This is a genomic window from Streptomyces sp. CB02058, from assembly GCF_001905505.1.
Taxonomy (GTDB): domain Bacteria; phylum Actinomycetota; class Actinomycetes; order Streptomycetales; family Streptomycetaceae; genus Streptomyces.
Map to the genome: position 1 here is coordinate 757,774 of NZ_LIPG01000001.1, position 18,762 is coordinate 776,535.

Annotated in this window: 16 protein-coding genes; 14 read left to right on the top strand and 2 right to left on the bottom strand. The window is 70.4% G+C overall.

What is annotated here, in order from left to right; genetic code table 11:
* The first annotated feature begins 217 nt into the window (after positions 1-217).
* The 4 genes from AMK10_RS03650 (at position 218) to AMK10_RS03665 (ending at position 4,148) form a co-directional block, all read left to right on the top strand.
* Positions 218-1,267 carry a sugar kinase gene (locus AMK10_RS03650; RefSeq protein WP_073744641.1) on the top strand — a complete coding sequence of 350 codons (1,050 nt, stop codon included), beginning with the start codon at positions 218-220 and terminating at the stop codon, positions 1,265-1,267.
* A complete protein-coding gene (locus AMK10_RS03655) occupies positions 1,264-2,022 on the top strand; it encodes an IclR family transcriptional regulator (protein WP_073744643.1) in 759 nt (252 codons plus the stop codon). Before AMK10_RS03650 ends, AMK10_RS03655 begins: the two co-directional genes overlap by 4 nt.
* A gap of 6 nt (positions 2,023-2,028) precedes the next feature.
* Positions 2,029-2,439 (top strand): RidA family protein, encoded by a 411-nt coding sequence (locus AMK10_RS03660; RefSeq protein ID WP_073744645.1) that lies wholly within the window; start codon positions 2,029-2,031, stop codon positions 2,437-2,439.
* Positions 2,440-2,675: 236 nt separating this feature from the next.
* Positions 2,676-4,148, top strand: a complete 1,473-nt coding sequence (locus AMK10_RS03665) for a GntP family permease (RefSeq protein WP_073744647.1) — start codon at positions 2,676-2,678, stop codon at positions 4,146-4,148.
* Between the two features lie 111 nt (positions 4,149-4,259).
* Here the strand turns inward: AMK10_RS03665 and AMK10_RS03670 are convergent, their stop codons facing one another.
* Positions 4,260-6,365, bottom strand: coding sequence for a serine/threonine-protein kinase (locus AMK10_RS03670; RefSeq protein WP_079180602.1), 2,106 nt, complete (start codon positions 6,363-6,365; stop codon positions 4,260-4,262).
* 184 nt (positions 6,366-6,549) lie between these two features.
* Here AMK10_RS03670 and AMK10_RS03675 point away from each other — a divergent pair, with 184 nt between their 5' ends.
* Entirely contained in the window at positions 6,550-7,854 is a 1,305-nt protein-coding gene (locus AMK10_RS03675) for an Nramp family divalent metal transporter (protein ID WP_073744649.1), read from the top strand.
* Positions 7,855-7,928: 74 nt separating this feature from the next.
* Here the strand turns inward: AMK10_RS03675 and AMK10_RS03680 are convergent, their stop codons facing one another.
* Positions 7,929-9,662, bottom strand: coding sequence for a chitinase (locus tag AMK10_RS03680; RefSeq protein WP_073744651.1), 1,734 nt, complete (start codon positions 9,660-9,662; stop codon positions 7,929-7,931).
* 558 nt (positions 9,663-10,220) lie between these two features.
* Here AMK10_RS03680 and AMK10_RS03685 point away from each other — a divergent pair.
* The 9 genes from AMK10_RS03685 (at position 10,221) to AMK10_RS03725 (ending at position 18,685) form a co-directional block, all read left to right on the top strand.
* On the top strand, positions 10,221-11,087 hold the full coding sequence (locus tag AMK10_RS03685) for a hypothetical protein (protein WP_198959614.1): 867 nt from the start codon (positions 10,221-10,223) through the stop codon (positions 11,085-11,087).
* A gap of 139 nt (positions 11,088-11,226) precedes the next feature.
* The gene (gene cpaB, locus AMK10_RS03690; protein WP_073744653.1) at positions 11,227-11,934 is read left to right on the top strand and encodes a Flp pilus assembly protein CpaB; all 708 of its coding nucleotides are present in this window, start codon (positions 11,227-11,229) and stop codon (positions 11,932-11,934) included.
* 7 nt (positions 11,935-11,941) lie between these two features.
* Positions 11,942-13,234 carry an AAA family ATPase gene (locus tag AMK10_RS03695; RefSeq protein ID WP_073744655.1) on the top strand — a complete coding sequence of 431 codons (1,293 nt, stop codon included), beginning with the start codon at positions 11,942-11,944 and terminating at the stop codon, positions 13,232-13,234.
* Complete coding sequence (locus tag AMK10_RS03700; protein WP_073744657.1) at positions 13,231-13,653, top strand: TadE/TadG family type IV pilus assembly protein; 423 nt, start codon at positions 13,231-13,233, stop codon at positions 13,651-13,653. The genes AMK10_RS03695 and AMK10_RS03700 overlap by 4 nt, the downstream gene beginning before the upstream one ends.
* A 3-nt stretch (positions 13,654-13,656) precedes the next feature.
* Positions 13,657-14,028, top strand: coding sequence for a TadE/TadG family type IV pilus assembly protein (locus AMK10_RS03705; protein ID WP_073744659.1), 372 nt, complete (start codon positions 13,657-13,659; stop codon positions 14,026-14,028).
* A 60-nt stretch (positions 14,029-14,088) separates the two neighbouring features.
* A complete protein-coding gene (locus tag AMK10_RS03710; RefSeq protein WP_073744661.1) occupies positions 14,089-15,426 on the top strand; it encodes a CpaF family protein in 1,338 nt (445 codons plus the stop codon).
* A gap of 10 nt (positions 15,427-15,436) precedes the next feature.
* Positions 15,437-16,375: a type II secretion system F family protein gene (locus AMK10_RS03715; protein WP_073744663.1), complete on the top strand. Its 939-nt coding sequence runs from the start codon at positions 15,437-15,439 to the stop codon at positions 16,373-16,375.
* Positions 16,376-16,388: 13 nt separating this feature from the next.
* On the top strand, positions 16,389-17,273 hold the full coding sequence (locus AMK10_RS03720; protein WP_073744665.1) for a DUF5936 domain-containing protein: 885 nt from the start codon (positions 16,389-16,391) through the stop codon (positions 17,271-17,273).
* A 65-nt stretch (positions 17,274-17,338) separates the two neighbouring features.
* The gene (locus AMK10_RS03725; protein WP_073744667.1) at positions 17,339-18,685 is read left to right on the top strand and encodes a sensor histidine kinase; all 1,347 of its coding nucleotides are present in this window, start codon (positions 17,339-17,341) and stop codon (positions 18,683-18,685) included.
* The last annotated feature ends 77 nt before the right edge of the window (positions 18,686-18,762 follow it).

Here is an 18,762-nt window from a genome sequence, read left to right on the forward strand (position 1 = left end):
TGCGGATGCTGCGGACTGCCCGGCCGAGTGCTCGGCGGGCGAGGCGGACGCGGCGGACTGCTGGGCGGCCAAGGGATCCTCCTCGGGACCTCGGGAAAAGGTTCATTGCATTATGTGCAACGACCATTGCGCATATCGCTCGACGCTGTCTAACATCCGAGCCGATGCCGGGTCAATGGTGTGCCCGGCGCCCACGGCCGACCACGAGGAGCCCAGAGTGTCCGGAATCGCAGCCAGGACGGCCACCGCGGACGTCGTCTGCCTCGGCGAGTCCATGGTGACGTTCCTGCCCTCCCGGCCCGGCCGCCTCGCCGACGTACCCTCCTTCGGCCGGGGAATCGGCGGCGCCGAGTCCAACGTCGCGTGTGCGCTCGCCGCCGCGGGCCACCGGACGGCCTGGGTCGGCCGCGTCGGCGCCGACGGATTCGGCGACCACCTGACCGAAGCCATCGCCGGCTACGGGGTCGACACCTCCGCGGTCCGCCGCGACCCCGACCGCCCCACCGGGATCTACTTCCGCACCGCCGCGGACCGCGCCACCGACACCCACGAGGTCGCGTACTACCGGGCGGGATCGGCCGCCTCGGCGATGTCCCCGCACAACGTCCCGCACGAGGACGTCCTCACCGGCCGCGTCCTGCACCTGTCCGGCATCACGGCCGCGCTCTCCGCCGACTGCCTGGCGCTCCTGGACGACCTCACCGCCCCCCGCGAGAACCGCCCGCTGATCTCCTTCGACGTCAACCACCGGCCCGGCCTCTGGCGCGACGGCGGCACCGGCCCCGAGGTGCTGCTCGGCCTCGCCCGCCGGAGCGACCTCGTCTTCGTCGGCGAGGACGAGGCCGAGGATGCCTGGGGCATCCACGGCGCCCACGCGATCCGCACCGCCCTGCCGGAACCGGACGTCCTGGTCGTCAAGCGAGGCTCGGAGGGTGTCACGGTCTTCTCGCGTGAGGAGGGCCGGGACACCGTCACCGACGTCCCCTCCCTGCGCGTCGACGTCGTCGCCGCCGTCGGCGCGGGCGACGCCTTCGCCGCCGGATTCCTCTCCGCCACCCTGCGCGAGCTGCCCGTACGCGACCGGGCCCGGCACGGCCACCTCATGGCCGCCGCCGTGCTCACCGTCCCCGGCGACCTCACGGGACCCCCCTCCCGCGCCCACGCCGACCGGCTCGCCGCCCTGGACGACGAGGCCTGGGGCACACTTCGTCTCGGCCCCGGCTGGACAGCCGCCGCAGGGGCGAACGAGGAGGTACGAGTCACATGAGCCAGACCGTCGACCGCGCGCTGAGCATCCTGCCGCTGCTCGCCCAGGGCCCCGCCGACCTCGGCCAGGTCGCCGAGCGGCTCGGGGTCCACAAGTCCACGGCGCTGCGCCTGCTCCGCACGCTCCACGAGCACGGACTCGTCTACCGCCAGGAGGACCAGCGCTACCGCCTCGGAGCCCGGCTCTTCGCGCTCGCCCAGGAAGCCGTCGAGAACCTCGACGTGCGCGAGATCGCCCACAGCCACCTCGTCACGCTCAACGAGCAGTGCGGGCACACCGTCCACCTCGCGGTGTACGAGGAGAACGAGGTCCTCTACATCGACAAGGTCGAGAGCCGCTACCCCGTGCGGATGTACTCACGGATCGGCAAACCCGTCGCGATCACCGTCGCCGCGGTCGCCAAGCTGCTCCTCGCCGACCTCACCGAGCCCGAGCGGCGCGCCGTCGCCGAACGGCTCGACTACCCCATGTACACGTCCCGTTCGGTCCCGAACGCCGGCGCGTTCCTCAAGGAACTCGCCGTCGTACGCGAACAGGGCTGGGCCACCGACCTCGGCGGCCACGAGGAGTCCATCAACTGCGTCGGCGCCCCCATCCGGGGCGCGGACGGGCGAGTCGTCGCCGCGATGTCGGTGTCCGCGCCGAACGTGGTCGTCACGGCCGAGGAACTCCTCACCCTGCTCCCGCTGGTGCGCCGCACCGCGGACACCATCAGCCGGGAGTACTCCGGCACCACCCCCACCAAGAAAGCCTGAACCGTCATGACCGAGAAGACCGCTCTCACCCCCAGCACCCACACGACCCCGCCCGCCAAGTTCTCGCACGGCGTGAAGAAGGGGAACATCCTCCAGGTCGCAGGTCAGGTCGGCTTCCTGCCCGCCGTCGAGGGCCAGGCCCCCACCCCGGCCGGCCCGACCCTGCGCGAGCAGACCCTCCAGACCTTCGCCAACGTCAAGGCGATCCTGGAGGAGGGCGGCGCGAGCTGGGACGACGTGATGATGATGCGCGTCTACCTCACGGACGTGGACCACTTCGCCGAGATGAACGCGATCTACAACGAGTACTTCGGCGAGCAGGACCTCAAGGCCCCCGCCGCGGCCCGTACGACGGTCTACGTCGGCCTGCCCAAGGGGCTGCTCATCGAGATCGACGCCCTCGCCGTCCTCGGCTGACGGCTGACGGCCGACAGCTGACGGCCGACGGGTCCGCCGCCCGCTCACCGGCGGGCCCGCGGGCCCCCGGCCCCGGGGGCTCCTCCCACCGCAGGACGACCCCCCGCCGCCCGCCTCCCCCACGCACCACCACGCACCACGGCACGGTGCCCCGTCCCCCGCTTTCGCACAGGGGCGCCGTGCCGCGCTCCCCCCTGCCCCGAAGGACCCCCTGTCACCACCGGAGTTGACCGCTCATGCTGCTCGCCGCCGCCCCCACGCCCGAGGCGCCACCCCACACCGGTGGACTGCTCCTCCTGATCGGCGGAACGCCCGGTCTGCTGACCGTCGCCGCCCTCGGGATCGCGCTGCTGCTGTTCCTGATCATCAAGGTCCGGCTCCAGCCGTTCGTCGCGCTGCTCGCCGTGTCCATAGCCGTCGGCCTGGGTGCCGGTCTCTCCGTCACCGAACTCTTCGGCACGGTCCAGAAGTCCGCCGCCGTCTCGGTCATCGAGTCCGGCATGGGCGGCATCCTCGGACACGTCGCGATCATCATCGGCCTCGGCACGATGCTCGGGGCGATCCTGGAGGTCTCCGGCGGGGCAGAGGTCCTCAGCGCCCGTCTGCTCAACCTCTTCGGAGAGAAGCGCGCCCCGCTCGCCATGGGGCTCACGGGTCTGATCTTCGGCATCCCGGTCTTCTTCGACGTCGGCATCTTCGTCCTCGCGCCGATCGTCTACGCCGCCGCCAAGCGCTCCGGCAAGTCCGTCGTCCTGTACGCGATGCCGCTGCTGGCCGGCCTCTCGATGACCCACGCGTTCCTGCCGCCGCACCCCGGACCGGTCGCCGCCGCGGGCCTCTTCAACGTCTCCCTCGGCTGGGTCATCCTGATGGGAGCGGTCGTCGGCATCCCGTCCGTGCTCGCCGCCTGGGCGTACGCCGCCTGGATCGGCAAGCGCATCTTCGTCGAGGTGCCCCAGGACATGGTCGAGGCGGCCGAGGAGTCCAAGGCCGCCGTCGTCGCCGAGCAGCGCGCCGCCGGAGTCACCCCGCACGAGAAGCCCGTCGCGCTCGGCACCGTACTCGCGATCATCGGCACCCCGCTGGTGCTGATCCTGGCCGCGACGTTCTCCTCCATCGCGCTGGACCCCTCCACCCCGCGCTCGGTCATCGAGTTCTTCGGCAACCCGTTCGTCGCGCTGACGATCGCGCTCTTCCTCGCCTACTACCTGCTGGGCATCCGGCGCGGCTGGTCCCGCAAGTCCCTCGAATCGGTCTCCACGGCCTCGCTCAAGCCGGTCGGCAACATCCTGCTGGTCGTCGGCGCGGGCGGGATCTTCGGTGCCGTGCTGAAGGGCAGCGGCATCGCCGACGCCCTCGCCGACACCTTCAACGACGTCGGCCTGCCGGTCATCCTGCTCGCCTGGCTGATCTCCGTCGTCCTGCGCGTCGCCCAGGGCTCGGCGACGGTCGCGATCGTCACCACCGCCGGCATCGTCGTCCCGCTCGTCGAGGGCCAGGACATGTCGCAGGCGCACCTCGCCCTGATCATCATGGCGATCTCCGCGGGCTCCATCTTCGCCTCGCACGTCAACGACGGCGGCTTCTGGATGGTCTCGAAGTACTTCGGCATCTCCGAGCGGGACACCCTGAAGACCTGGACGGTCCTGGAGACGGTCCTCTCGGTCGCGGGCTTCGTGGTCGCCGCGGCGCTCAGCCTGGTGATCTAGGGGCCTTCGTCCGTCTCGGGCCGGGGCACGGGTGCCCCGGCCCGAGACCACGGGGTTCTCCCGTCCGGACACGGCCCGGCCGCCGATGAGGCCACAGGCCGTGTCCGGGGCTCAGACCCACTTCACGCAGAGCACCGTCCGGTCGTCGTTCACCTCGAAACGCCAGTAGTCCTCCTGGTCGTCGCCGCCCTCCGAGCAGTAACCCGGCGGATACGTCGACTCCGCGCGCCAGCGGCCGGTGATCTGCAGGATCACGTCGTAGCCCTGGGGCACGGTGTCCTTCCCGCAGCTCCACACCGTCATCAGCCGGGCGTCCGCCATCCGGTCGCCCTCGCGCTTGGCGACGAAGCACTCGCCCACGCGGAACTGGCGCTCCACGCAGAGCGTCGTGCTGAACTCCGGCTCCGAACCGGAGTGGGTCCAGTACGACTCGCCCGAGCCGTCCGGGCAGTCGGCACCGCTGATCCCGCTGTCCGTCGACGTCACACGGAGATAGGCGTCGGAGGCGTCGCAGTCCACGGCCTCCGGGGTCTCGGTCGACCAGTCGCCGTACCCGTCGTCGTACGCGGTGAGGCAGTCCCCGGACGACACGGCGGCGAACGCCTCGTCCTCGGCGTCCGGGGTCGGCTCGAGGGTCGGTCCGGGATCGTGACCGGCACCCGTGTCCGTGCTGATTCCGGTGGCCGTGGCCGTGGCCGTGCTGCCGCCCGACCCGGTGTTCCCGGAGTCCGATCCGGCGTCCGGCCTGTTGACCAGATAGAGGATCAGCGCCAGGACGGCCAGCACCACGACCACGCCCACCACCGACGAGGACTTGTTCGACGTGGACGGCGGGGGAGGCGTCGGCGTGCGCGCGGGGCGAGGCGTCCTGGGCGGTACGCCGGCCGAGGGCGAGGACGCGGAGGCCCGCGCCTGCCGGGCCGCGTGCTGGGCGGCCCGTGCCCGGGCGGCCTGCTCCACCCGCTCCCGCTCCTTCTTCGCCGCCTTCAGGCGCTCCTGCTCCTGCTTCTTCTCCCGCTCGGCCTGCTCCCGCCGGACCCGTTCGCGCTCGGCCCGTTCCCGCTCCTTCTTCTCCGCCTTCTTCCGCCGCTCCTCCTCGGCCTTCCTCCGCTCCAGCTCCTGCTGCCACTCCTGCTCGCGCAGCCGTTCCTGGACGAGCCGGGCCTGCTCCCGCTGCGCCTGTTCCCGCTCGGCCCGTTCCCTCTCCTGCGTGTATATCCGTGTCCGGTCGGGCGGTGGGACCACGTCGGTCCTCTGGTCGACCGTCAGGCCCTCGGAGTCCGTGCTCCCCGAGCCCCGCCCGGCTCCGCGCGCCAGGTCGCGCCCCTGGCTCGCGTACTGGGTGATCAGGTCCGTCCACCGCTGCGGAAGCCAGCGGCGGCCGTCCTGCGAGACCGGCAGCCCGGCCAGCGACTGCCGGAAGCGTGCCAGCATCTCCGCGGGCACGGGCCGTTGCCGGGGATCGGTCGCCAGGCAGGGACGGATCAGCGTCGCGAGTTCCTTGGGCAGGCCGTCGAGGTCCAGCTCGCCGCGCTGCACCCGCGCCAGCAGCGCCAGGGTGTCGCTGTCCGCGCGGTACGGAGGCCGGCCGAGCGCCAGATGGAAGAGCGTCGCCCCGAGCGAGTACACGTCCGACGCCTCCGTCGACGGCTCGCCCCGCGCCTGCTCGGGCGAGGTGAAGGCGATCGTGCCCAGGGTGAGGCTCGTGCGGGTGATGTCGTTCGCGTGCGAGATGCCGAAGTCGATCACCCGGGGCCCCGCCAGCGGCAGCAGGATGTTCTGCGGCTTGAGGTCCCGGTGGATGATGCCCTCGCGGTGCAGCGTCACGAGCGCCTCGGCCGTGCCCGCCGCCAGCCAGCGGACCGCCGAGCCGGGCAGTACCCCCGCGGTGCGGACCAGCTCCGACAGGGAAGGGGCCGCGATGTAGTCGATCGCCATCCAGGGACGGTCCGCCCGGGGATCCGCGTCCCTCACCCGCGCCGTGAACGTGCTGTCGATGCGCTGTGCCAGCTCCACCTCACGGGTGAAGCGCCGCCGGTCGATGTCGCTCACGACACCCTCGGCCAGCAGCGTCTTGACGGCGGCCAGCTCCCCGCCGGAACTCCGCGCGAGATAGATCCGCCCCATGCCTCCGGAGGCCAGCCTCCCGAGCAGTTCGTACGTACCGAGTGTCGCCGGGTCCCCACTGCCCAACGGCTCAACTCGCGCGCCCGTCATGCCACTTCCCCCGTCCCGCAGCCATACTGTCCAGCGCGCCAAGCGTCCCACGGCGCGTGGGCGTGTGCACCACTCTCTCCTGTCACGGAACGTCCACAGCTGTCCGGGAAGTGAGTTGCCGGCCACGGGTGCGGTACGACGCGACCCCTTGTGCGATTCCGCGCTTTGCGCTTCGTTGATCGACATGGCGGAGACAAGCGGAATCACAGAGACCGGGGAGCTGGGCTCCCGGCCACGTCGATCGAGCTGGCGATACATCGGCCCCGGAATCGTCGTCGCGGCGACCGGCGTCGGAGCGGGCGACCTCGTCGCGACGCTCATCGCGGGAAGCAAGTTCGGCTACACCCTCATGTGGGCGGCCGTGATCGGCTGCCTCGTCAAGATCTCGCTCGCCGAGGCGGTGGGGCGCTGGCATCTCGCCACGGGCCGCACCCTCTTCGACGGCTGGCGCACCCTCGGCGGATGGACCACGGGCTACTTCGCCGTGTACGTCGTCGTCTGGGGCTTCGTGTACGGCGCGACGGCGATGTCCTCCAGCGCCCTGCCCATCGTGGCGCTCTTCCCGGACGGACCGGGGCTGAAGACATGGGCGATCATCACCGGGCTGATCGGCCTGGTCTTCGTCTGGTTCAACCGGTACGCCGTCTTCGAGAAGGCCATGACGGTCCTGATCGGCGTGATGTTCGTCGTCGTGGTCTATGTCGCGATCCGGGTGGTGCCGGACATCGGCGCGTCCTTCGCGGGGCTGCTCCCGGTGCTCCCCGACGGCTCGCTGGTCTACACCCTGGGCCTGATCGGCGGGGTCGGCGGAACCATCACCATGGCGGCGTACGGCTACTGGGTGAACGCCAAGGGCTGGTCCAACCCCTCCTGGATGAAGGTGATGCGGATCGACAACCGGGTCGCCTACATCACCACCGGCATCTTCGTCGTCGCCATGCTGATCGTGGGCGCCGAACTGCTGCACTCCTCCAGCATCGCGCTGACCAAGGGCGACCAGGGCCTGATCGACCTCGGCGTCGTCCTGGAGGACCGCTTCGGCGCGGTCACCGCGAAGCTGTTCCTGGTGGGCTTCTTCGCGGCGTCTTTCTCCTCGCTCATCGGCGTGTGGCACGGCGTGAGCCTGATGTTCGCGGACTTCGTGGAACGGATCAGGGCCGGCCGCGCCGAGGAGATCACGGAGAAGGCGGGCGGCGAGACCGTCGGCCTGCAGGAGCGGTCCGTGCCGTTCCGCGCGTACCTGCTCTGGCTGACCTTCCCGCCGATGACGCTGCTGTGGCTGGACGAGCCGTTCGGGCTGGTCATCGGCTACGGCGTCCTGGGCGCCTTCTTCATGCCGTTCCTGGCCCTGACCCTGCTCTGGCTGCTCAACTCCTCCCGTACACCGAGGGAGTGGCGCAACGGCTGGCTCAGCAACGGGATGCTGGGCGCGGCCGGTCTGCTGTTCGTCGTGCTGTGCGTCCAGCAGGTGCGCGACCTGCCCTGGTGACGATCGTCCGGCGCGGGAAAACGGCAGCGCCGCCGGGGGAGCGGCGGCGCTGCGGTTTCGGTGGTCCGGCGGGGTTACGGCAGCCCGTGGACGTGCGGGCCGACCGCGTTCGACCAGGCGTTGCCCGCGGTGGCGTCCCAGTTCGTGGACCAGGTCATCGCGCCGCGCAGATCCGGGTAGGTCCGCGAGGGCTTGAAGGAACCACAGCTGGTGCCCTTGGCCAGGCAGTCCAGGGCCGCGTTCACGATGGACGGGGCGACATAGCCGCTGCCCGCGCCACGGGTGGAGGCGGGGACCCCGAGGCCGACCTGCGACGGGGCGAGACCGCCCTCGAGCTGGATGCAGGCGAGCGCGGTGAGGAAGTCCACCGAGCCCTGCGAGTAGACCTTGCCGTCGCAGCCGAGCATCGAACCGCTGTTGTAGTACTGCATGTTGACGACGGTCAGGATGTCCTTGATGTTGAGCGCCGTCTTGAAGTACTCACCGGAGGTCGACTGCATGTCGATGGTCTGCGGGGCCATCGTGATGACGAGGCCGGAGCCCGCCTTCGACGACAGCGAGCGCAGCGCCTTCGTCATGTAGGTGGAGTTGAGGCCGTTCTCCAGGTCGATGTCGACGCCGTTGAAGCCGTACTCCTGGATGAGCGCGTACACCGAGTCGGCGAACGCGGTGGCGGAGGCGTCGCTGTTGACCGCGACGGAGCCCTTCTCGCCGCCGACCGAGATGATGACGTTCTTCCCGGCGGCCTGCTTGGCCTTGATGTCGGCCTTGAACTGGGCGACGGTGTAGCCGTTCAGCCCCGCCGAGTCCAGGTTGAAGGTGACGGCGCCCGGCGTGGCCGTGGCGTCGGCGAAGGAGACGGCGATGATGTCGTAGTTCGCGGGGACGTCGCTGAGCTTCTGGACGGTGGCACCGTTGTTGAAGTTCTGCCAGTAGCCCGTCACCGCGTGCTTGGGCACCGAGGTCACCGGGCCGGGGCCCGGGTCGGTGGCCTTCGCCGTACGGCCGCTGACGGTGGCCGACTTGACGGACTCACCGGCGGCGTTGGTCGCGCTCACGGAGAACTGGTACGCGGTGTCGGCGGCCAGCCCGGTCACCGTGGCGGAGGTGCCCGTGGAGGTCGTCGCCTTCGCGCCGTCCCGGTAGACGGTGTAGCCGGTGGCGCCGGAGACCGCGTTCCAGGTCAGGGCGACCGAGGACGACGTCGTCGTGCCGACGGACAGCCCGGCGGGGGCCCCGGGGATCGCCGGCTCGGGGTCCGTGCCGCCGCCGCCGTCCGGACCGGTCACCTGGACGTCGTCCGCGTAGTAGGCCGCCTGGCCGTACCACCCGTGGGTGTAGACGGTCACTGAGGTGGTGGAGGGGCCGGTGGTGAAGGTGGTCTTCAGCTGGGTCCAGGCGCTGGAGCCGGGCGACCAGGTGGAGACGTCCGTCGTGCCCGTCCCGCTCGCCCCGATGTAGGCGTAACCACCCTGCACCCAGGAGCTCAGCGTGTAGGTGGAGGAGGGCTTCACGGCCACGGTCTGCGTGCACTTGGCGTTGTCCTGCCCGGCCGGGGTGGCCTTGAGCGCGGAGGTCCCGCCGTGCACGGGGGAGGAGACGGTGGCCCCGCTGCCCCCGGAACACGTCCAGTTGGCGAGCCCGGACTCGAAGCCGGCGTTCTTGGCCACGTTGACGTCGGCGGCCTGCGCGGTGGTGACGAGTCCGGTGACGCCCAGGGTCCCGGCCGCGACGACGGCGACGGCCCCGCCGAGGAGAGGCCGGACCCGGCGCCTTCTGTGCCTGCTGCTGCCTGCGGAGCGTTCCACTTGCTGCCTCCGGTGGGGGAGTTGGGGGTGCTGGCGGGAACGGTGGCCACCGTTGGCCGATAAACTGGTCCAGACCAATCAAGATGTCAAGACCTCTGGCGGTCCGGATGGGGGCGGCGGGCAGGCGGACGCCCGGGGCGGCGGGTGTGTTCACTCCCCGGGGGAGCCCCCGCTCGTCGCCGGGGCACTCGCACGGGTGACTCCATGGAGGCGTCCCGCACCGTCACGGAGTGGATATCGCGAAGGCCTCACGGAAAGCGGCAACGCCCCTTCTGACGTGGGCGGATGAATTCCGATGCATTTCAAACCCGGGCCGTGGGGGTAACCCTCCGCAGTGGTACAGGAGTTAACGACTCTGCTTTTCGTCCGATTTCGTACGGGCACGTTGCGAACGCCTGTGCCGGATGTCTGTGGACTGGACTCCGATATCTGTTCTCTGCCTGGTATGACGTGGTTAAAGTGCTGGGGAAGAAGCACGGAGCAGGAGCGATTGCGGCCGGAGTCCTCACGGACGACGGCCGGAGCCGAACGGGGAAGAGCGTGCCGACCGCAATAGCAGTGACCAGCGCTGACCTGGTGCTACCACCGACCGATCAGCAGACACCGACCGCGGCTCTGCTGCAGGCTCCCGAGGAGCAGACCCTCGAACTCGCCATCGGTGACATGCACCTGCTCCTGGAGCAGCACGGCTATGTGATCGCGGTGTACCCGGCGGGCATCAGCCCCGCCCATGAGCGCAGGCTGCACGCCATCCGGTCCGTCCTGGAGAGCGATCGCATCGCCCTGCTCAAGGTGGACCTGCCCCCGCTCGGGGTGGCCGTGCTGGTGCGCCAGCTGCGCCAGCTCTCCATCTGCGACTTCAGCCCGGGAGTGGTGGCGTCGGCGGCCAGGCTGCTCGCCCACTACATCCACGCCGGGGCCCTGCTGAACTCGGTGGCCAGGCTCGACCGGGTGCCCGTCAGCCTCAAGACCCACGCCAAGTCCTGGGTCCCCGGCTCCCAGTTCGCCGTACTCGCCGGCCCCAGCCCCCAGCTCATCAAGATCGGCCAGGGGGTCGAGCCGCCCGCCGGACCGGAGTTCCCCACCCATCTGCTGGTCGCAAAGGGGCAGTTGAGCTCCGAATGGGTACAGCAGAGCCTTGCGCCCGCCTGGAAGGTACAGGCCATTGCGGAGTGCGCGCTGCCTTCCGCTTCACCACGCTGGTGGGGCACGGGGAAGCTGGTGGAATTCGCCTCCTTCCTCCCGGACATCTCGGTGATCTACCAGCTCGTTTCCTCCGTACGGCGGGAGAACTGCCACTGGTGCGGAATGGAGCTCATCGGCGACCGCTGCGGCTTCTGTTCGTCCCCGCTGGCCACATCCGAGAACCGAATGCACTCCGCCGGTGTCCTGAACCATGGAGCGCCCGCACCACCCGGCTCCTGACGTCCCCGCTCCACCCGGTTCCCGACGTCCCCGGCCACCCGGCTCCTGACGTCCCCGTCCCCGTTCCGTTCCCCAGACACCGCGCATCTCTCTCTGTCCGCTGCCCCACGCATCCGATTCGAACGAGGTTGTCCGGCCCATGAACTCCCGCCAGCGCCGCGGCGTGATACTCCTGCTCCTGTCGGTCCTGTGCGCCTTCGGCGCCTTCGCCGGGGTGCTCTCGGTGATCAGTGACGTCAATTCGAAGGTCGGGCCCGAGGTCACGGCGTATCAGGTGAAGGGCAACGTGGCGCCCTACACCGCCCTGACCAGCGGGCAGTTCGAGAAGGTCTCGATGCCGAAGCGCTGGCTGTCGGCCAACGCCGTCACCGACATCTCCGAGGTCGACGGCAAGATCGCGGTCACCGAACTGCGCAAGGGCTCCCTGCTCCAGGCCGACATGATGGAGAAGCGCCCGGCCCTGCGGCCCGGCGAGCAGGAGATCGCCATCATGATCGACGCCGCCACGGGTGTCGCGGGCAAGATCACCGCCGGAGCGACGGTGAACGTCTACGCCACGTTCGCCGGCGAGAACGACGGGGAGCCCGCCCAGTCCAAGGTCATCGTCTCCAACGCCCGGGTACTGGACGTCGGCAAGCTGACGGCGCTGGAGCCGGACAACGACAACCGGTCCAGCCAGGCCACGGAGGCCGTCCCGATCACGTTCGCCCTCAACACCCTCGACACCCAGCGCATCGCCTACGCCGAGTCGTTCGCGGAGCACGTGCGGCTGGCGCTCATCGCGTCCGGCAGCGACGGCACGATCCGTCCGGGCGACCGGACCTACACGCTCGACAAGGACAAGTGAGGATGGGATGACCACCAGGATCCTCCCGGCAGTGGGTGACGCGGACGCGGCCAGGTCCGTCACCACGCTGCTCAGTCAGCTCCCCGACGCGGAGCCCGCGGCTCCCGTCGGTGACTCCACCCAGCTCATCGACACGCTCGCCCGCCTCGCGGGCGAGTCCCTCGACGAGCTGCCCGAGGTCGTACTGGTCCATGAGCGGATCGGCCCGGTTCCGGCCCTGGAGCTGATCCGGGAGGTCTCCCTGCGCTTCCCCGCCGTGGGCGTCGTGCTGATCACCATGGACGCGAGCCCCGGTCTCTTCTCCGCCGCCATGGACTCCGGGGCGCGGGGTCTCGTCACCCTGCCGCTGAGCTACGAGGAACTGGCCAACAGGGTCCAGGCCGCGGCCCAGTGGTCCGTCGGGGTCAGGCGCCACCTCGGGGCCGGCGGTGACGTCTTTACCGGCCCCGGCGGCACCGTCGTGACCGTCACCGGAGCCAAGGGCGGCGTAGGCGCCACCGTCACCGCCGTGCAGATCGCCCTGGCCGCCCAGACCTCGGGCAACACCGTGGCGCTGGTCGACCTCGACCTCCAGACCGGTGACATCGCGTCGTACCTCGATGTCCAGTTCCGGCGCTCCATCGTGGACCTCGCCGCGATCTCCGACATATCGCCCCGCGTCCTGTCCGACGCCGTGTTCACCCACGACACCGGGATGGCCCTTCTCCTGGCGCCCGGTGAGGGCGAGCGCGGCGAGGAGGTCAGCGACCGTTCGGCACGCCAGATCGTGAGCGCGCTGCGGTCGCGGTACGAGGTGGTGGTGATCGACTGCGGCAGCCAGATGCAGGGCGCCAACGCCGCCGCGGTCGAGATGGCCGACATCGCCCTGCTGGTCACGACGCCGGACGTGGTGGCGGTGCGCGGCGCCAAGCGCATCGTACGGATGTGGGACCGGCTGCAGATCCGCAAGGCCGAGGAGACCGTCACGGTCGTCAACCGCTTCAACCGCAGCACCGAGATCCAGCCGCCCCTCATCCAGAAGATCACCGGCACGCGGATGGCGGGCACGGCCGTCCCCGCGAACTTCAAGGAGCTGCAGGGCGCGGTCGACGCGGGGCGGATGCACGAACTCGACGCGAAGAGCGTCGTCAAGCAGGCGCTGTGGGCGCTGGCCGGAGAGCTGGGGCTGGTGAAGGTACCCGCGGGCGCCGAAGGCAGTGGCAAGTTCCGGAACGACCGGGGCTCGGTCGGGCGCTCACTACGGCGCGCGAAGGCGGAGCCCGGGACCGCGGGAAGACCGAGGGGGCAGGCCGACCGATGACAACCACCGACAGAGAACGCCCGGGCATACGGGCGGGGCGGGTACGCCCCCGCCCCGGTGAGCGGGACCGCGGCCAGACCGCGGTCGAATTCGTGGGCGTCACCCCGCTGATCATCCTGCTGCTCGTCGCGCTGTGGCAGTGCGCCCTGATCGGTTACACGTTCAGCCTGGCGGGCAACGCGGCGGACGTGGGCGCACGCGCCGGCACCGGAGCGCGCTGGCAGCAGGCCGAGGTCTGCGACCGCGCGGCGAAGGAGGACCTGCCCGACGCGTGGTCCTCGGCCGCTTCGGTGCGCTGCTCGACCGACCGCGGGCTCTACAGGGCGGAGGTCGCCCTCAAGGTGCCCGTCCTCGTGCCGGGAGTGCTCGACTTCCCCATGACGGTCACCGGCGACGCCGCCTCGGTGAAGGAGGGCTGAGAGATGAAGAGGAACCCCCGGGCGCACCGCGAACGTGGCCAGGTCGCCATCGAGTACATGGGATTCATCCCTCTCCTGCTCATCGTCGGCCTCTGCGCCGTCCAGCTGGGTGTGGCGGCGTACGCCGCCAACCAGGCGGGCACGGCCGCCAGGGCCGCCGCCCGTACGGCGAGCCACGACCGGCCGGAGAGCACCCCGGAGGACGCCGGCCGCCGCGCCATCAGCGGCTGGCTCGCCGACGAGTCCACGTTCACCCCCAGCTGGGGTGGTGACGAGGTGACCTACACCGCGAAGGTCAAGGTCCCCTCCGTCATCCCCGGGATGGAGGACGCCTTCGGCTGGGCCGAGCGCAGCTCCACGATGCCCCGCGACTGAACGGGACCGCACGCGACGGCCCCGGCACCACCGGCATGTCTTGACCGAGGAGTTACGGAAATGAGCCTGCGGGCACGCATCACCGCCCCCGAGGAGCAGTCGGGCGGGCGGGAGGACGGCCACCTGGTCGCCACCTACCGGGCCAAGCTGCTCGAGGAGATCGACCTCGCGGAGATGTCCTCACTCGCGGCGGCGGACCGGCGCGCCCGGCTGGAGCGCGTACTCGGCCACATCATCAGCCGCGAAGGACCCGTCCTCTCGACGGTCGAACGCTCCCAGCTCATCCGCCGGGTCGTCGACGAAGCTCTGGGACTCGGCATCCTGGAACCGCTCCTGGAGGACGCCTCCATCACCGAGATCATGGTCAACGGACCGGACCAGATCTTCGTCGAGCGCAGCGGCAAGGTCGAGCAGCTCCCCATGCGGTTCGGCTCGCACGAGCAGCTCATGCAGACCATCGAGCGGATCGTCTCGACCGTCAACCGCCGTGTGGACGAGGCCAATCCCATGGTCGACGCACGCCTGCCCAGCGGCGAGCGCGTCAACGTGATCATCCCGCCGCTGTCGCTGACCGGTGCCACGCTCACCATCCGGCGCTTCCCGCGCGCCTTCACGCTCCAGGAGATGATCGGCTTCGGCTCCCTGGACGAACAGATGCTGGTCCTGCTCTCGGGACTCGTCCAGGCGAAGCTCAACGTCATCGTCTCCGGCGCCACCGGCACCGGGAAGACCACCCTGCTCAACGCCCTGTCCGGCCTCATCCCCGGCCATGAGCGCATCGTCACCATCGAGGACTCCGCCGAGCTCCAGCTCCAGCAGAACCACGTGATCCGGCTGGAGACGCGCCCCGCGAACGTCGAGGGCAAGGGCCAGATCACCATCCGCGACCTGGTCCGGAACTCCCTGCGTATGCGCCCCGACCGGATCGTCGTCGGTGAGGTCCGAGGCGGGGAGTCCCTCGACATGCTCCAGGCGATGTCCACCGGTCACGACGGGTCGCTGGCCACGGTCCACGCCAACAGCGCCGAGGACGCCCTCATGCGCCTCCAGACCCTGGCCTCGATGTCCGAGATCAAGATCCCCTTCGAGGCGCTGCACGACCAGATCAACAGCGCGGTCGACGTCATCGTGCAGCTCACCCGCTTCGCAGACGGAGGCCGCAAGATCACCGAGATCGCCGTGCTCGACTCCCACGGCCGGGACAACTACCGCATCGTCACGGTCGCCCGCTTCAACGCGCAGCCGATGGCCGCCGACGGGCGGATCTACGGGCAGTTCCAGTATCTCCCGCTCCCGCGAAAGATCGCCGAGCGCCTCTACATGGCCAGCCAGCCCATCCCGCAGGCCTTCGGGGTCGCCGCGTCCGACGAACAGCTCGCCACCCGAGAGGCCAAGTAGGTACCGCCCCATGACCAATCTCCCTCTGCTCACCGTCGGCGTCACGCTGCTGTGCTGCGTGCTGGGCGTCGTCGGCCTGCACGCGTACTCCGGCGGGAAGGCCGACCGCGAGGCCCTCGTCGACCGCCTCTCGCACACCGGACAGATCCCTGTGGAGGGCCGGCAGCGCCGGTTCCGGGGGGTCGACCGCAGGCTGCGGTCCACGGGCCTCGGCCGGAGGATCGAGCTGAAGCTCGCGGCCACCGGACTGGAGATCACTCCGGGCGAGTTCTTCGTCTACGCCCTCGTGGCCATGGCCGGGCTGTGGATCATCGCCTCGTCGCTGCTGGCCAACTTCTTCGGACCGGTCGCCGCGCTGATCGGCCTCTGGGGCACGAACGCCTTCCTGGAGTGGCAGCGCACCAAGCGCACCGACCGCTTCATCAACCAGCTCCCCGAGCTCTCCCGCATCCTCGCCAACGCCACCCAGGCGGGCCTCGCCCTGCGCACCGCGATCGGCATGGCGGCGGAGGAGCTGGAGAACCCGGCGGGCGAGGAACTCGCCCGGGTCGCCCGCAGGCTCTCCGTGGGGGAGTCCCTCGACGACGCGCTGAGCGAGCTGACGGAGCGGCTGCCGTCGCGCGAGCTCGTGGTACTCGTGACGACCCTCGTCCTGTCCAACCGGGCGGGCGGTACGGTCGTCAGCTCCCTGCGCAACCTCACCGAGACACTGGAGGAGCGCAAGGAGACCCGGCGCGAGGTCAAGACCCAGCTGTCGCAGGTCACCGTCACCGCCTACGCCGTACCGGGCTTCGGCATCGGCGCGATGCTGCTGATGAACGCGGTCATGCCGGGCGCACTCGACCGCATGACCGGCGCCCTCATCGGCCAGGCCGCGGTGATCGTCTCCATCGTGCTGTACGCGATCGGGTTCATCGTGATCCGTCGCCTGTCCCGTATCGACGTCTGAGAGGAGGGCCGTCATGGATCTGCTGCTCGCACTCGTCGTGGGCCTCGCGGTGTACGGAGCCATCGCCGGCATCCGGATGTACCGGGCCGACGCCAAACTCCCCGGCGACCTCGCCATCGCGCTGGAGATCGGCTCCAGCCGCACCAGCGCCGTCGGCTCCGGGATCGACCGGATGGGCATGCGCTGGGCCCCGACGGTGCTCCGGATCATGGGCCCCAAGGCCGTCAACAAGAAGCGCCGCCAGATCGACATGGCGGGCAACCCCGGCGGCCTCACCATCGACCGCTACGCGGCACGCCGCGCGGTCTACGGCGCCCTCGGGTTCTTCGGGGCCTTCACCACGATCATCAGGGGGCAGCTCTTCGTCTCCCTGCTCCTGATCGCCTTCGGCCTGTTCTGGGTCGAGGTGGGCATCTGGTCCGCGATCCGCGTGCGCAAGGACCACATCGAGCGGACCCTGCCCGACTTCCTCGACGTGCTCGCGGTCGTCGTCTCGGCGGGCCTCGGCTTCCGCCAGGCCCTGGAGCGCGTCGCGGAGAAGTACGAAGGCCCCTGGGCGGACGAACTACGCATCACCCTGCGCCAGATGGACATGGGCGTCAGCCGCCGGCAGGCCTTCGAGGAGCTGCGGAAACGCAACGACTCGGAGCAGGTCGCGATGTTCGTGACGACCCTTCAGCAGGGCGAGGAGCTGGGTGCGCCGATCGTCGACACCCTGATCCAGATCGCCAACGACATGCGGCGCACCGACGCCCAGAACGCCCGGCGCAAGGCGGCCAAGGCAGTACCGAAGGCGACCTTCGCGGTCACCTCGTTCCTGCTGCCCGGCACGCTCGTTCTGCTGACCGTGGGCTTCGTCTACGGGGCGAACGTCGACTTCAGCTTCATCTCGGGCTGATGTCCTGCGGCAGAGTCAGGAGTTGGGGAGTATGGGCATGACAATCGAGGGGAGGTGAGGGGCGGATGTCCTACCCACTGGGCAGCGGGCACCAGGGGCTGACCGGCGAGGTGCGCCAGGCCATGGCCGACCCCGGCGCACGCCCGGCCCTCGCGCTCCAGGTGAACGCCCTCCAGGCGATGTGCCGGCAGGTGTTCGGCTTCCGCCTCGCCATGATCGCCATCGCCACCCCGTTCGCGGTGGACCGCACGGCACCCGGCCTCGCGACCTGGCTCATCGGCTCGGCCGTCCTGGTCACCTTCATGGGTTCCTACGTCCTCTTCCGGGACTGGGAACGCTTCGGCCCGCTCTTCCTGCGCCACCCCTGGATCCTCGGCATCGACGCGCTCTTCGGCGCCCTGCTCCTCGTCACGGCGACCCCCGAATCCACCCTCGCCTACGTCACCGTCTGCACCCCGCTGCTGGCCGGACTCGTCTACGGCTGGCGCGGAGCGGCGGCCTTCGCCGCACTCCAGGCCCTGATCGTCTCCGGCGTGTACGCCACCAACGTCCAGCTGGAGGCGAGCGACGGCACGCAGCTCCTCCTCCCCGGCTTCTGTGTGATCGCCGGAGCCGTGGGTGTCACCCTGCGCAATCTGCTCCTCCGCTTCGGGACCGCCAGCCAGGCGCTCACCGAGACCCGGGCGCGGCTCGCGGTGAACGAGGCGGTCGAGAGCGAGCGCACCCGGCTCGCCAGGGAGATGCACGACTCGGTCGCGAAGACCCTGCACGGCCTGGCCCTGGCCGCCGACGGCCTGGCCGCGTCCTCGGACCGGATGGACCCGCTCACCGTCAAGCACCAGGCGGAGCTGGTCGCACGCTCCGCGCGCCGCGCCGCCGCCGAGTCCCGCGAACTGCTCTCGGACCTGCGCCGGGACTCCGGGCTCGACGAGGGCGTCGACGTCATCGCCGAACTCATGGCGCGGGCGGACGACTTCACCCGGCGGCACGGGCTGACCGCCGCCTTCCGCCGTCTCAACGACATCCCGGTGCCGCCGGTGCCGCCACCGGTCGCCCGCCAGCTCCTCACCGTCGCCTCCGAGGCGATGGAGAACGCCCACCGCCACGCCCGCCCCAGCTATCTCGTCGTCCTCGCGGGAGTGAAGGGCGACGTCCTGCGCGTCACCGTCTACGACGACGGGCAGGGTCTGCCCGCGGGAACGACGCTCGACGATCTCAAGCGGGCCGGCCACTTCGGACTCGTCGGAATGGTCGAGAGGGCGGCGTCGATCGGTGCCCGCATCCGCATCGGCAGGGGCAAGGCTGCGAAGGGAACCGAGGTGCGCATGGAACTTCCGCTGGCGGCCCTCGGCATCGCGGCCACACCGGCTCTCCCCGACTCCTACGACCTCCCCACGGCTGCGTCCCACTGAACGGTCACAGATCCGCCCGCAGTACCACCGTCCCCGTACACCAAGACAGGTACAGGTCCCCAGACCTGAGAGGAGGT